General features: G+C 55.2%; 1 protein-coding gene. It reads left to right on the top strand.

Annotation, left to right across the window (positions count from 1 at the left end; genetic code table 11):
- A partial coding sequence (locus ACGF5R_RS24655) for a hypothetical protein (RefSeq protein WP_387693279.1) occupies positions 1-362 on the top strand: 362 nt, incomplete at both ends.

The raw sequence follows: 362 nt of genomic DNA on the forward strand, positions 1-362 counted from the left end.
TAACGTCATCACTCAGGCCGGAGCAGGGGATATCTCTTCTGTACTTTTAGGTGGCGCTAACGTACTAACTAAGCTCGGTGCGGGAGATCTGGTTACCGGTATGTTCGGTGGCGCCAATATTATCACCCATCTCAGTGATGAGACTGAAACCGCCAACACCACCGCCATTGCGTTGGGCGGCGCCAATATTCTCACCAAAAAAGGGAAAGGCAATGCGCTGGCGGTCATGGGCGGTGGTGCGAACGTCCTTGCGCATATCGGTGACGGCAATACCACGGGCGTGATGCTGGGTGGCGCGAATATCTTGACCAAAGTCGGAAAGGGTGACACGACCGGCATCCTGTTTGGCGTTGGCAACGTGT

The organism is Photorhabdus sp. RM71S (assembly GCF_042879355.1).
GTDB lineage: Bacteria > Pseudomonadota > Gammaproteobacteria > Enterobacterales > Enterobacteriaceae > Photorhabdus > Photorhabdus kayaii.